The following is a 12,375-nucleotide window of genomic DNA, read 5'->3' on the forward strand; positions in this document are numbered from 1 at the left end:
CATCTAAGCCGGCGTGGCGGAATGGCAGACGCGCTCGACTCAAAATCGAGTGGGAAACCGTGGAGGTTCGAGTCCTCTCGCCGGTATTAACGGGATGTAGCTCAGCTTGGTAGAGCACCTGCTTTGGGAGCAGGGGGTCGCATGTTCAAATCGTGTCATCCCGATAGGGGATCGGTCGAACAAGCATAATTCGTACAGTGAAAAACTGTCAATTATGCTTGTTTTTTGTTTTGAAGAAATACGGGTATGGCGATGCTTTATGGTAAAATAATGATATAACAAATGCCTATTTTAGCAGCGGAGGCAATCCTGTGAATAAACGATCAATGCGCGCTCATTTAACGATTACATTTGCCATAATTGCTTTAATTCCAATTCTCATTCTTGGCGGCTTTCAGGTGTCGCAGATCACGCATATTACGAAGGAAGCGAAGCAAAACCAGGAGCAGATGACATACCGGCTAGCGGATGCTGTAGACGCTTATATCAGTTACCGCCAGAATGCGGTGGAAACATTAGCGGCTACGATCAGCGCGTCGGATCCTCCTTTTCGCACGCGGGAGAGTCTGACACTGAAGCTGCAGTCGCTTCAGGAGACGTTGGCCGGTTTCAGCGGGCTGTTTGTGGTTGATGCGAATGCGTCGATAAAAGCGATGAATACGGCGGCCAATCCTAACCTAATCGGATTGGATGTGAGTCAACGCGACTACACAGAGCGCATTCGGGCTACGGGAAAAACGGTGATCTCCCCGTTATTCCGAAATCTGGAAGGAGCGAATCAGCCAGCTGTCGCGATTGCAGTTCCCATTTTTGCCGCGAACAAACGGATGGACGGATTTGTCCTAGCTGTGCTGGATTTGGCGCCGGTCAAATCGCAAGCGATCAAATACGAGTACGGCACAGGCGCGTACCCGGTTATTGTCGACCAAGCGGGGAGACTTGTGTATCATCCGAATGAAACACTGACAGCATCCTTGGCAGATTTTTCGCATGAGCCTGTCCTTCTCGATGCGGCTAGCAGGCCGAAAGGCGAAGGGACCTATAAGCTCAGCAGTTCTTTGCAAGCGGAGTTTATTACCTATGCGACAATTCCAGATATCGGATGGACAGTGTGGGTTAGCCGGTCGCAGGAAGCGGTAAATGCGGCCTTTTACGAATCCTTGCAGATTACGGTGATGCTGCTGGTGCTGACGCTGCTTGTAACGCTGCGCTAGGCAGCCTACTGGCGAAACGACTGAACCAGACGATCCATACGTTGGTCGGATATACGCAGCGGTTGGCATCAGGATCGTTCGAACAAGTCGATGACGAAGCCGTACCCAGAGAAGCGCCGAAGGAGCTGCAGCTGCTGGCAGAGCATTTTTTTCGGATGGCGACACAAATCAAAGAAAACCAACAAGCGCTGCTGCAGCTGAATGCGGAGTTGGAGATGCGTGTTGAGGAGAGAACGCAGAGCTTGCTGCGCAAAAATCAGGAGCTGGAGATTGTGAATACTTTGCTGCTGCCGTCTATTCAAGGTCGCGCGGCGGGGCAGCATATTGCCGAAGCGCTGCAGCAGCTTCGTGATTTCGTCCAGGCGGCGGTACATCTCAGGTTAGCGCATACGGGGCCATCAACATTAAGCGATGTACATGACTGGGAGAGCCTTGATGGGAGCAGCGAGACGCGAGGCCGAGCGGACTTGGAGACGCGGATCCCTGTACAAACGGGCAGCCTGGTGCTAGGGGATATGACCGTGCAGACCAGCGGGGAGGAGAGCGGACAAGCCGGCGGTCATGAGGCGTTTTTACATACTTTTGCGAATACTGTGGCCATTATCCTGCAAAATGATATTTTGCTGAAAAGCATGCAGAACGAGCATGCGACGTTGAATGCTGTGCTCGAAAGCATGTCGGATGCAATCGTGTTAGTCGATGTGCAGCATCGGGTCGTTTATGCCAATCACCGGATGTGTGACATTTTCCGCATTCCGATGGCGAATCTGCTAATGATGAGTGAACAGGATCTATTTCACGCCTTGTCCGGCATGCTGTCCGAGCAGCAGGCGGATCTGCATAAGCTTACGCAGGAGCGCAGCACACAAGGGACTTTTACACTGACAGGCAGTAATGGAAAGGAACGATTCCTCACGGTGTCGGCTTTTGAGGTTTCCCGGGAGAACCGCGTATTTGGCCGTGGTTATGTATGGCGGGATATGACGAAGGAGCATGAAATCGATGCACTGAAAAATGATTTAATCTCGCTGGCCTCCCATGAGTTCAAAACGCCGATCACGAGTATTAAAGGCAGTGTCGAAACGCTTCTAAGGACGGATGCCAAGTGGGAGGAAAGCTTTAAGCAAGAGCTGCTGGAAGGGATTCACGAGGATATTGGGCGGATTCAAGACTTGATCGAAGAGTGGCTGGATATATCCAAAATCGAAGCAGGCGCGATGCGGATTAATCCCCAGCCTTTACGTCTGGCAGACGTGGTAGAAAGCGCGAGAAGACGTTTGCCACAGCAGGCGGTTTATATCCATACTCGTTTTGAAGTAGAGCTGGATCAGGAATTGCCGCTGGTTTATGCGGATAAGCTGCGGCTTGAGCAGGTGTTAATTAATTTGTTCACCAATGCTGTGCGATACAACTTGGGCCAGCCGATGATACGGATACGAGCCAAAGTTGCGGATTCCTTCGTACGACTTGAGGTAGAGGACAACGGTATAGGGATAGCCGCTGAACATTTGGACCATATTTTTGATCGTTTCTATCGGGTAGATGTGTCCTCCATTCGCCAAACTGGGGGAACTGGACTTGGTCTCGCCATCTGTAAAGGGATTATGCAAGCGCATGGCGGGGATATCAAGGTGAAAAGTGAATTCGGCCAAGGCAGCACGTTTACGCTATTGATACCGAAGTATCAAGGAGAGGAGAAGGGTTGATGATAAATAAGCAAAAAGTCATGATCGTCGATGATGAGCCGAAGATTATCCGCTTCGTTGCTGCGAATCTGAAATCTTTGGGCTATGAAACGATGGCCAGCCAGAGCGGGCAGGAAGCGCTTGATGCGATAGATGCTTTTGATCCGGATCTGGTTTTGCTTGATTTGATGATGCCCGGCATGGATGGATTCGAGGTGCTGAAGCGGCTGCGCACGTATTCCAGCGTCCCTGTGATCATGTTGACGGCCAGAAGCAACTCGAGCGATAAAGTGCAGGGGTTGAATCTGGGTGCGGATGATTATTTGACGAAGCCGTTTTCTTTGGATGAGTTATTTGCCAGAGTGAATGCGGTTCTCCGCCGCATGAATGGACGCGTGTCTCCCCCGGCGCAGACGAGCGAAATTACGCTCGGTCCGGTAACGGTGAATTTAGCGCAGCGCAGGACATGGCTGAATGAGACGGAAATAAAGTTCACGGAGACGGAGTATAATCTGTTCACGCTGCTCTTGCAGCACGCAGGTAAAGTCATGACGCATGAGCAGCTGCTCAGCGAGGTCTGGGGAAGCGAGTACCGCGATGAGGTAGAGTATTTGCGAGTCACGATTGCGAGAATCAGGCAAAAAATCAAATCCGCAGCCGAAGGGCTGGATTTCATCGTCACGTACCCTGGCGTTGGCTATATGGCGCAGTACGAATAAAAAGAGGAGAGCCCTTGGGAAGGGACTCTCCATTTTTGTTTATTTGATCACCGTGACCCCATTCGCTGTTGCCCAAATGCCGATCGGTGTTACGTTGTACGTAGTACCTGGTACTAATTTTTCTTTGTTTAACGTTGCAAATGAAGCGACAGCGCCTTTACGGGAAGATTGCACGTATTCCGCCGTCAAGGTTTTGCCGTCGGGAGCTGTAAGCAATACTTGGCGCAGGACGAACATTTCATCTTTTGGGTCTTGCGTCATCGTGACGGTGATCGATTGCTCGTCGATTGCGGCAGCCGATTGAATGGTTAAAGGCGCGATGTCTTTCGCCACGAATGTGGAGCTGGCAAAAGTAGCCCAATCCGCCGTGACCGTATAAGTGACGCCTGGCTTGAACGTTTCGCCGTTAGGAAGAATGAATTTTGGCGCTTGTCTGCCGTCTGTCGCTTGCGTGAACGGCGAATAGGTCGCTGTCATCGGTGCACCGTTCTCAGGTGTAATCTGCACTTGGCGCATCCGCATGGACGAAAGGATTTGATAGGCTTTGCCATTGCTTACATTATTCTCGTCAACGATGAATGAACCTGGACGGCTTTTGCTGTAAGCAGCGATGACGTAACCGTAGTCGGCAATTCCGTCCTCAAGCGTGGACTCGATCTCGAACATATCGTTCGCCACTTGCTGGGTGGATTTCAGGGCGATTTTCTCGCCGCTTCCTTCGAAAGACCCAGCAGGCTGATTTTTATAAGTGAGCGTGTACAGCGTCCCCGCTTGTTGCGTCGGCGTTGGGATGATGTAGGTCGATGTGGAGCCTGTTTTCAAGCGCGGCACGTTGGAAATGGCAAGCCCGTTATCGAAGACAAAATTTTTGCTGGCCGGGCCAAGCTCCAGCTCGGCACTTGGAATCGGCGCAGAGAACGTAACCTGCAGCGTGATGGCATTCAGCGCGCGGATGCTTGTGATGTGGATTGGCGCTAGTTGTTGCGCTTGAACGATGATTAGCGCTGCCTCACCACGCGTAACTTGATCGCTGGTCAGAGCAGAACTGCCCGCAAGTTGTTGAACCACACTCTGATCAACGTGAAGCGCTCCAGCCAAAAGCTCACGAAGCTCATCCGCGGAAACGGTATGCTCAGGAGCGAACTGCTCGTTAACGCTCTTCAATCCGCCTGCCGCCGCAAGAGCAGCCACGTAAGGGTGGAACCAGTCCTCCGAGGCCACATCGTTGAATGGAACGGTTGTGGAGCTGTTTGGCTGCAGCTTCAGCGCCAGAGCTGTCATTTTGCTCAGTTCTGCGCGAGTAACGGGTTGATCCGGCTTGAAGGTGTGATTATCATAACCGGAAATGACCTGCAGACCGGCTAGTTGTTCGATAGCCGCTTGAATTTGCGGATTGCTCGCAGCGTCCGCAAAAGGGTTCGCCGCCAGTGCATGAGCAGGCAGCAGTGCAGGCATACCTACAGTGGCTGCGATCGTTAACAGGGCTAATGATTTTTTCATTTTTTTCATGTGTGCCACTCCTATTCGAATTGTTTATGATAAGTTCTAAGAATGTTCTGTGCGCTTACAACAACCATCTTACAGGCGGACGCCTTACAATCGAATAAAAATCAGAGCGATGACATTACAATTTCATAAAAAAATCGCCATCACCCAGCGTAAAAGCCGGATGTGGCGATCGGAACGACCGTTAGGGTGTAGTTAGGCAGGGAGATCCTGCGAGTTCTGCACAACATTGTGGGAAGTCGAGCCCGTTAGTCGCTGCGGCGGGAAAACTTGGCGCACAGGAGCGATGATCAGCGCGGCTGCGACCGCTTTAACGGCATCGCCGGCCAGGAACGGATAGCACCCGCTGGCCATCGCTTTGGCGAATGATAAAGTTGGCACCTTATACATCAGCCAAGGAACACCGGCAACATATTGCAGAAGAGAGCCGAAAATTTCAAGCACGAGAAAGGCGCCTATGTAACCCATAATGCCGTTCATGCGAATCCGCGGCAGAATGAGGCCAACCACCATAGCGATAAACGGCCAAATCATAATGAAGCCGCCAGTTGGTCCCAATACGATACTTAAGCCCCCTTCTCCATGAAGCATGGGAAAGCCGATCGCGGTCAAAATGACGACCAATGCCATGCTGAGGAAGCCATAGCGGGCGCCAAGCAAGCCTCCGGCCAGCATTACGGCAAGTGTTTGTAAAGTAATAGGCACAGGGGTAAAGCCGAGCGGAATTTTGACATAGCTGAATAAAACAAGTATGGCGGCAAACAAGGCGCTGAAAACAATGCCGCGAAGCGTAAGTTTCATATTGTTCATCTCTCCTATTTCTGGTATTGTTATTTTATTGTCAACCAATAAGGTGACAATTGGTTAACAATTGGAATCATATCATATCTTTTTGGAAAGTGGAAGGAATTTTTACTTATGGCAAATAAATCTGTACTCGCTTCCCTTCAGCGCGCCTCTGTTGTTTACCGGACAGAAAACGGTCAAGGGCGGCAAGTTTGGGCCGATGTCACGTTAGACATTCGGCAGGGCGATTGGCTTGTCGTCACAGGACCGAACGGAAGCGGCAAAAGCACCTTAGCCAGCGTGCTGCTTGGCTTGTGCCCGCTAACTGCCGGCCAACTGGTGCGTGATGTGGGGAGATTTCGCGGCGTTCTTCAATCGCCGGATGCGCAATGCATCGGTGACACCGTGGAAGAAGAGCTCAATGATATACCGGGCGCAATGGAGTTGACGGCAGAAGAGAGGGCTCTCTTTTATCAGGAGGCGCTCCTTGCCGTTGGGCTTAACGTTGCGCTGAATCGTACGCTGCATACGTTGTCAGGCGGTCAAAAGCAGCTGCTTAACCTGGCCTGTGCCTTGGCGTCACGGCCGGCTGTGTTGGTGCTGGATGAGCCGACAGCGATGCTTGACCCAGCGTCGCGGATCGAAGTTATCCAGGCTGTGCGGCGGGCGCACCAGCAAGGCACGTCGATCGTATGGATTACGCATCGCTTAGAGGAAGCGGCTGAGGCGAATCGAATCGTCGCTTTTGGCGGCGGACGCGTGGCTTTTGAGGGGACGCCCGAAGCGTTCTTTTATGGGAGAGACGGGGAGCAAGCGGAGGGGAGTTCACCGTGTGTGGAGCTCGGGCTGGAGCCGCCGTTTGTTGTCCAGACAGCTTGGGAGCTGCTGGCGAGAGGCGTTCAGCTTCGCTGCTATCCGTTGGACGCAGATCAGCTTGCCGAGGCGGTGACACCAGGATGACGATTGCCTTACGAGACATTCGAGTTCATGCCCCGGAGGACCGTCAGATTGAGCTTTTGAAAGGCATTGATCTTGAGCTGCAGCAGGATACGGTTACGCTTCTAATCGGTCATACTGGCTCGGGGAAGTCTACGCTGCTACAGGTGCTGGCTGGCATTCAGAAGCCTTCAGCAGGTGAAATCACATTAGACGGGGAGCCGCTGTGGCAGAAGGGGAAGGTGGATCACGCCAAGCTGCTGCGGCTTGGACTGACGTTCCAATTCCCTGAGCAGCAGCTGTTTGCGGGCAGCATAGAACGGGAGTTTGCCTATTCGCTTCGCCCGTATCGGTTGAAGCAGGCAGAGCGAGAGCGGCGTATTCGTGCGGCCTGTCAGGAGCTCGATCCGCGCGGCGTGTTCGCCATGGAGCGCTCGCCTTTTGCGCTGAGCGGCGGCGAGCAGCGCCGCCTTGCACTGGCGACGACGCTCGCCACAGCGCCGGACTGGCTCTTCATGGATGAGCCGACTGCCGGCCTGGAGGCGGCGGCGGCCGGCGAATTGCTGCGCCTCATTCGCGGGCGGGAGCGTGGCGGCTTCGTTATCGCCACGCATGATCTGGACACGTTCTTTCCGCTCGCGGATCGTGTCCTTGTGATGGACGGCGGCGCGATAGTCGCGGACGGCACGCCGGCCGAGCTCTGCCGCGCGCCGGAGCGGCTCGAGCGCGCCGGCGTCGGACTGCCGAGCAGCGTCCGCGTCGCGCAGTCGCTCGCCCGCGCCGGCATCGCCGTGGCGCCCGACCGGCTAACGCCGGCGCTTGCCGCGGAGGCGATCGCTGAGGCGCTGCGCGCACCTGCGGGCGCCTCCGAGCCGGACGCGGCTGCGCCGCTGCCTGTGGCGCAGCCGGGGGGAGCCGTCCGCGCGGTGGCGCCTGTGCCGGCAGCGCCCGACCGGCCGGCTTGGCTTCGCCTGGACCCGCGGGCGAAGTGGCTGCTCTATCTGCTGCTTGGCATCGGCACGATGCTGCAGACAAGCTGGTACGGGCTGGCCGCGGCGGCTGTGCCTGTCGCACTCGCTTGTATCGGGCTGCCGCGTGAGACGCTGCGCGGCCTGTGGAAGATTGGGCGGCCATTTCTTATTTTCATGGCCGTTACTGTCGCACTTGCCGGGCTCGATATCCAAGGGGCTGCCGGGGCCAGTCTGTCGCTAGGGTTTTCCCTGGATCGCGCCATAAGTACACTGCTGAATGTGACACGCTTATTCATCGTCGTGATCGCGGGGTACTGGCTGGCGTCAACGACCCCGTACGGTCAACTGTCGCAAGGCTTGAGCTGGGCCCTGAGCTTTTTCCAAAAGTGGAGGCTGCCCGTAGACGCCTTTGCCTTGGCGGTATCGCTCATCTTCCGCTTTATTCCGCTCATTTTACGGGAATGGCAGCGATTCTCGACGATTGTCAGAGCCCGGGGCAAGGCGGCTTTGCATCCCGGCAAGGTGCGTATGCGTGACATCCCGGCCATGGTCGTCCCCCTGCTGCTCTCGATGTTCCATAAGGCGGAAGAATTGACCGTTGCCCTAGAGTTAAAAAGAGCAGACGGCCTCCCGTTTGCTAAGCATAGCCATTTACTAGCTTGGAAGAAGGCAGATACTTGGCTTGTCGCAGGCGGGTGTATCTGCTTTGTAATCCTGGTTCTCATTCGTTAGTCAGTAGGACGGTCCGCTAAGCCGTTCTCGCGTCCAAACTGGGGAGGACACCTTCCTGATCAAGAGTGACTAGTAATGTAACCCACATAGGCGCCAACCCGTGGAATGGGTGCGTATATTTGTTAATTTACACGAGCAGCCGTAAGGCTGCTTTTTCTATTTGTATGCGCTGCAACTTCGCGCACGCACCTCGCGTATACTATACTATTGCTAAAAAAGAAGCGCAGAGGTGGTGAACGAATGGAGCCCACATATACGATCTATGAGCAGCAGACAATCCGGCAATTGAGGCGCTGGCAGATAGGGCTGCATAAGGAGCCGGGACTGCTCGAGAGAACTTCGAAAAATTTGCAGACGCGTGTGAACACGCTGATCCCTGATAAAGTGCATAAGACGATTACGGCAACGGTGAAAGGCATTGTTCAAACTTCCCTATTCGGGATGGACTTTATACCGAAGAACGAGCCGCTCACGGGGGCTACGCTGGCAGAGAGCGATGCGAAAGCAGAGGAGTTGTTGAAGCTGTACAAGAAGATAGCGGCAGCTGAAGGGGCTGGCACCGGCGCAGGCGGGATTTTGCTGGGACTGGCGGATTTCCCGATTCTGATCGGCATCAAGATGAAGTTCTTGTTCGAGCTCGCCCATGCCTACGGGTACTCCACCAAGGATTACCGTGAGCGGCTATTCATTCTGTACGTCTTCCAGCTGGCCTTCTCCAGTTCGACCAAGAAGCCGGCGCTGTACGAAACGATCCGGAACTGGAAGGCGATCGCCGCAACTTTACCGCCGGCTGCCTCCTACACGGAGCAGATCGACTGGCAGCAGCTTCAACAGGAGTACCGAGATACGATCGATTTCCGTAAAATGCTGCAGCTTGTTCCAGGCATTGGGGCGGTCGTGGGCGCTTGGGCCAACTACGGTTTGCTGGAGGAGTTAGGCGTGGCCGGTATGAATAGCTTCCGTATACGTAAGATTATGGACAAAACAGCGGGGGCGGCAGAGGCGGAATTTTTTTGAAAATAGGGTGAAAAATGAAATAGCTTTCAGAAATGCTAGATATTCGACGAAAATAAACGAATCCTACGATTGTAAGCGCATTATTGCTTGTTTGTGAGCATGCGATGTAACTTTTTTACTTTATTCCCCCCTTTACTATGACGTGCTAAGAGAGTAGTATTCAATCGTACGTTACATTTGAATAGATTTCGCTGAATTTTCTAGCCGAAAAGCGGGGGAACCAAAGGTTTCTTGGGGTGAATAGAGGTGCAGGCAAGGTGCACTGATTAGGGCTTATTCTCGCAGTCCGAACCCGACAGCTAACCTCGTAAGCGATTGTGAGAAGGAGAACGCGTGGTAAACACAAGGTCTATCCTTGTGTTTTTTTGCGCCCTAAAAAGCAATAACAGGCTTGCACGTTGCAGAAAAACTGGGGGAACTACCAAGAATGACTAGTGATTCATTAAAGAAGATCGTGTTCGGAAAGCCGCTGAAGTCTAGCGAGATGGAATCAGAAAAGATGCAAGTCTGGAAAGCGCTGCCGATCTTGTCTTCAGACGCTTTATCGTCGGTTGCCTATGGTACCGAGCAAATTTTGCTGGAGCTTGCTACCGTCGGCGTTGCGGCCTTTGCTTTCTCTTTGCCGATCGCCATTTCCATTATTGCTTTGATCGCTATTCTGGTTATCAGCTATCGGCAGGTGATTGAGGCTTATCCGCAAGGCGGCGGGGCTTACATGGTTTCCAAAGAGAACCTGGGGATGACCTGGGGGAGGTTAACCGGTGTATCGCTGTTGATCGACTACACCTTGACCGTAGCGGTTTCAATATCAGCCGGGGTGCAGGCGATTACGTCAGCGTTCCCAGTGACGGTGCCGTACATCGTCCCGATGGCCGTGCTGCTCGTGTGGACGATGGTGTGGTTGAACCTTCGCGGAACCTCGGAATCAGGCACGATTTTCGCCATTCCTACTTATTTTTTCATCTTATGTATCCTGCTTCTCGTAGGAAAAGGTATATTTGATCTCATGACCGGAGCGGCTCACACGCAGCCCGTTCACGTCATGCCAAGCGCTATGACACACGGTTTAACACTGTTTGTTCTGCTCAAAGCGTTCTCTTCCGGTTGTTCGGCGGTGACGGGCATTGAGGCGATTTCCGATGCGGTGCCGCATTTCCGCACGCCTTCCGTGAAGAATGCCAAAAAGACATTGGCTTCGCTGGGCGGGCTGTTGGCGGTTATTTTCGGCGGCGTCACGCTGCTCAGTCTCGCTTATGGAATTGCGCCCGACCCGAATGGGCATACTTCTGTACTATCAATGGTTACCGAGCAGGCATTTGGCCGGGGCGCGATGTATTACGCGACGCAGATTGCCACGATGCTGATTCTGACATTGGCTGCCAATACGAGCTTTAACGGTTTTCCGATTTTGGCTTCGATTATGGCACAGGATAAAAACTTTCCGCGTATGTTCTCGTTTCGGGGCGACAGGCTCTCGTTTAACTATGGTATTATTACATTAGGCGTGCTGGCGAGCGTGCTGCTGATCGCCTTCAAAGGGAAAACAGACGGTCTGATTCCGCTGTATGCGATCGGCGTTTTCTTATCTTTTACACTGGCGCAAAGCGGTCTGGTTCGCAAATGGCTCAAGGAACGCGTAGCCGGCTGGCCACGCAAATTGGTGATTAACAGTCTGGGCGCTCTGGTCTCGTTTGCGGTGCTGCTCATCTTCTGCTTCACGAAGTTTACGGAAGGCGCGTGGATTGTCATTGTCGTCACACCGTTGATTCTGTGGATGATTACGAAGGTGAACCACCATTATGATGATGTGGCGAAACAATTGCGGATCGATCTCGAGCAAGACCGCGTCTGCACGAAGGAGTCTTTGATTATCGTACCGGTTGCGGGCATCCACCGTGCAGTGGCGCAGTCGTTGAATTATGCGAAATCCTTATCGCCGAATGTGATCGCGTTTTATGTATCCTTTTCGGATGAAGATGAAGTTATTATGGAAGAAAAATGGGAAAAATGGAACCCAGGCGTACGCCTTGTTGTGTTCAAATCCCGCTATCGCACAATTGTGAAGCCGTTGGCGGAGTTCATTGAGCGGATCGATACGCACGTATCGGAGAAGCAAGCGATTATGGTGATTTTGCCGCAGTTTATTCCGAAGCGCTGGTGGCATCGTCTGCTTCATAACCAGTCTGCATCACGGATTCGTTCCAAGCTGCAGTCCGATAAAGATATTGTGGTGGCGACTGTGCCTTATCATTTGAATGAGTAGTGAAATTAGAGAAGAAATCTGAGGTGACAGAAAGTGGCGAAGAAAAAATGGTCGTCCTCGGCTCCGGACCCGGCGGCCCAAGATAAACCGGCGACGTTGAAGGATATGCTGAATCCGGACATTGTCAATAAGCTGAAAATGCAATCCGACGCTATGAAAGCGGAAGAGCAGGCGCGTAAGGAAGCCGCTAGACAACAGGCGGAAGCGGCGCGTAAAGCGGAAGAGAAGCGCTTGGAGAATGACTTCGGTCACTTGCTCAGCCAAAGCAAGCTGGATTGGCGCAAGCATAAGTAATACCAGCGTGAAACGTTAGTCCTTGAGGGACTAACGTTTTTTCATTTCAAAAAACTCACAGACTTCGCGCTCGTAATAGGTTAAGTCGCTGACTGCGGTTTGTACGACGACGGTAGTTTCGCTAAAACGTAAAATAACGGCGTTCGAATCGACGACGTGATCGTCTTTGAAAATGCGAATGCTGGCTTGCCGGTCAATGGCTTCCTGGAAATCAGCGTCCGTGACTAATCGGTGGTTGCGGGCCATAGTTCA

At 53.1% G+C, this 12,375-nt stretch carries 11 protein-coding genes, 2 tRNA genes and 1 riboswitch; of the genes, 10 read left to right on the plus strand and 3 right to left on the minus strand.

Annotation, left to right across the window (positions count from 1 at the left end):
• Positions 1 to 7 precede the first annotated feature (7 nt).
• The 5 genes from O9139_RS15135 (at position 8) to O9139_RS15155 (ending at position 3,618) form a co-directional block, all read left to right on the plus strand.
• Positions 8 to 86: transfer RNA gene (locus O9139_RS15135), tRNA-Leu, on the plus strand.
• A 4-nt stretch (positions 87 to 90) separates the two neighbouring features.
• A tRNA-Pro gene (locus O9139_RS15140) sits at positions 91 to 164 on the plus strand.
• A gap of 147 nt (positions 165 to 311) precedes the next feature.
• The gene (locus tag O9139_RS15145) at positions 312 to 1,214 is read left to right on the plus strand and encodes a cache domain-containing protein (RefSeq protein ID WP_270880308.1); all 903 of its coding nucleotides are present in this window, start codon (positions 312 to 314) and stop codon (positions 1,212 to 1,214) included.
• Positions 1,215 to 1,276: 62 nt separating this feature from the next.
• On the plus strand, positions 1,277 to 2,920 hold the full coding sequence (locus O9139_RS15150) for an ATP-binding protein (protein WP_270880309.1): 1,644 nt from the start codon (positions 1,277 to 1,279) through the stop codon (positions 2,918 to 2,920).
• Positions 2,920 to 3,618, plus strand: a complete 699-nt coding sequence (locus O9139_RS15155; protein WP_270880310.1) for a response regulator transcription factor — start codon at positions 2,920 to 2,922, stop codon at positions 3,616 to 3,618. Before O9139_RS15150 ends, O9139_RS15155 begins: the two co-directional genes overlap by 1 nt.
• 39 nt (positions 3,619 to 3,657) lie before the next feature.
• Here the strand turns inward: O9139_RS15155 and O9139_RS15160 are convergent, their stop codons facing one another.
• Positions 3,658 to 5,127, minus strand: coding sequence for an S-layer homology domain-containing protein (locus O9139_RS15160; RefSeq protein WP_270880311.1), 1,470 nt, complete (start codon positions 5,125 to 5,127; stop codon positions 3,658 to 3,660).
• Between the two features lie 192 nt (positions 5,128 to 5,319).
• Positions 5,320 to 5,925 (minus strand): biotin transporter BioY, encoded by a 606-nt coding sequence (locus O9139_RS15165; RefSeq protein WP_270880312.1) that lies wholly within the window; start codon positions 5,923 to 5,925, stop codon positions 5,320 to 5,322.
• A gap of 117 nt (positions 5,926 to 6,042) precedes the next feature.
• On the opposite strand from O9139_RS15165, the gene O9139_RS15170 reads away from it, so the two are divergent.
• The 5 genes from O9139_RS15170 (at position 6,043) to O9139_RS15190 (ending at position 12,123) form a co-directional block, all read left to right on the plus strand.
• Positions 6,043 to 6,870 (plus strand): ATP-binding cassette domain-containing protein, encoded by an 828-nt coding sequence (locus tag O9139_RS15170; protein ID WP_270880313.1) that lies wholly within the window; start codon positions 6,043 to 6,045, stop codon positions 6,868 to 6,870.
• On the plus strand, positions 6,867 to 8,549 hold the full coding sequence (locus O9139_RS15175) for an ATP-binding cassette domain-containing protein (protein ID WP_270880314.1): 1,683 nt from the start codon (positions 6,867 to 6,869) through the stop codon (positions 8,547 to 8,549). The genes O9139_RS15170 and O9139_RS15175 overlap by 4 nt, the downstream gene beginning before the upstream one ends.
• Before the next feature lie 240 nt (positions 8,550 to 8,789).
• The gene (locus O9139_RS15180) at positions 8,790 to 9,566 is read left to right on the plus strand and encodes an EcsC family protein (protein WP_270880315.1); all 777 of its coding nucleotides are present in this window, start codon (positions 8,790 to 8,792) and stop codon (positions 9,564 to 9,566) included.
• Between the two features lie 179 nt (positions 9,567 to 9,745).
• Positions 9,746 to 9,895: riboswitch (cyclic di-AMP (ydaO/yuaA leader) on the plus strand.
• Between the two features lie 98 nt (positions 9,896 to 9,993).
• On the plus strand, positions 9,994 to 11,829 hold the full coding sequence (locus O9139_RS15185) for an APC family permease (RefSeq protein ID WP_270880316.1): 1,836 nt from the start codon (positions 9,994 to 9,996) through the stop codon (positions 11,827 to 11,829).
• Positions 11,830 to 11,862: 33 nt separating this feature from the next.
• Positions 11,863 to 12,123 (plus strand): YqkE family protein, encoded by a 261-nt coding sequence (locus O9139_RS15190; RefSeq protein WP_270880317.1) that lies wholly within the window; start codon positions 11,863 to 11,865, stop codon positions 12,121 to 12,123.
• A gap of 30 nt (positions 12,124 to 12,153) precedes the next feature.
• On the opposite strand, the gene O9139_RS15195 is transcribed toward O9139_RS15190, so the two are convergent.
• On the minus strand, positions 12,154 to 12,369 hold the full coding sequence (locus O9139_RS15195) for a hypothetical protein (RefSeq protein ID WP_270880318.1): 216 nt from the start codon (positions 12,367 to 12,369) through the stop codon (positions 12,154 to 12,156).
• Positions 12,370 to 12,375 lie beyond the last annotated feature (6 nt).

Origin of the sequence: Paenibacillus aestuarii (genome assembly GCF_027789125.1) — a bacterium.
Classification (GTDB): domain Bacteria; phylum Bacillota; class Bacilli; order Paenibacillales; family NBRC-103111; genus Paenibacillus_E; species Paenibacillus_E aestuarii.

Bases quoted from the DNA above. Each gene is read 5' to 3' on its own strand.
- O9139_RS15155 (WP_270880310.1), top strand. From the start codon at position 2,920: ATGATAAATAAGCAAAAAGTCATGATCGTCGATGATGAGCCGAAGATT.
- O9139_RS15160 (WP_270880311.1), bottom strand. From the start codon at position 5,127: ATGAAAAAAATGAAAAAATCATTAGCCCTGTTAACGATCGCAGCCACT.
- O9139_RS15165 (WP_270880312.1), bottom strand. From the start codon at position 5,925: ATGAAACTTACGCTTCGCGGCATTGTTTTCAGCGCCTTGTTTGCCGCC.
- O9139_RS15170 (WP_270880313.1), top strand. From the start codon at position 6,043: ATGGCAAATAAATCTGTACTCGCTTCCCTTCAGCGCGCCTCTGTTGTT.
- O9139_RS15175 (WP_270880314.1), top strand. From the start codon at position 6,867: ATGACGATTGCCTTACGAGACATTCGAGTTCATGCCCCGGAGGACCGT.
- O9139_RS15180 (WP_270880315.1), top strand. From the start codon at position 8,790: ATGGAGCCCACATATACGATCTATGAGCAGCAGACAATCCGGCAATTG.
- O9139_RS15185 (WP_270880316.1), top strand. From the start codon at position 9,994: ATGACTAGTGATTCATTAAAGAAGATCGTGTTCGGAAAGCCGCTGAAG.
- O9139_RS15195 (WP_270880318.1), bottom strand. From the start codon at position 12,369: ATGGCCCGCAACCACCGATTAGTCACGGACGCTGATTTCCAGGAAGCC.